Origin of the sequence: Comamonas sp. GCA5 (genome assembly GCF_036541385.1) — a bacterium.
GTDB lineage: Bacteria > Pseudomonadota > Gammaproteobacteria > Burkholderiales > Burkholderiaceae_C > Comamonas > Comamonas aquatica.
In genome coordinates, this window is sequence record NZ_JAZHFR010000227.1 from 1 (window position 1) to 460 (window position 460).

The 460-nt window shown below is 54.3% G+C and carries 2 pseudogenes; one reads left to right on the forward strand and one right to left on the reverse strand.

Going from position 1 to position 460, the window contains the following annotated elements:
* Positions 1-119 precede the first annotated feature (119 nt).
* Positions 120-308, forward strand: a pseudogene (locus tag SJH88_RS19400) (transposase); the annotation flags it as partial.
* Between the two features lie 31 nt (positions 309-339).
* Here SJH88_RS19400 and SJH88_RS19405 read toward each other — a convergent pair.
* Positions 340-460 (reverse strand): annotated as a pseudogene (locus SJH88_RS19405) (IS3 family transposase); the annotation flags it as partial.

A 460-nucleotide genomic window follows, 5' to 3' on the forward strand; every position in this document is an offset into this window, starting at 1 on the left:
GCTGTGCTTGCGTCGGGATTTGATGGTCATAGATCTCTCCAGGTTCGGCCTGTTGTCAGGTCATTTTTACGGGGAAAGATCTCGCTTAGCTAGCTGTTCAAAAAACTGGAACCACTTCTCAACGTGGTACGAACGAAAACACCAACGGGCTGCTGCGCCAATACTTCCCCAAGGGCACGGATCTATCTCGATGGAACCATCGAGAGCTTCAAGCAGTGGCATTGACACTCAACAATCGACCACGCAAAACGTTGGGCTGGAGAACACCTGCGGAAGTCTTTAATGAGTATCTAGAATCGGTAACTTAACTTGGTGTTGCGACGACCGGTTGAATCCACCTTGGCTACCCTGGTCCGAGTGGTGCAGCAGTGCCACTGGCCTGCCCCGGCGCCACACAGCCATCATCAGCGCGTCCACCACGAGCTGCGAGGTCATGCTCTCCTGCATCGACCAGCCCACG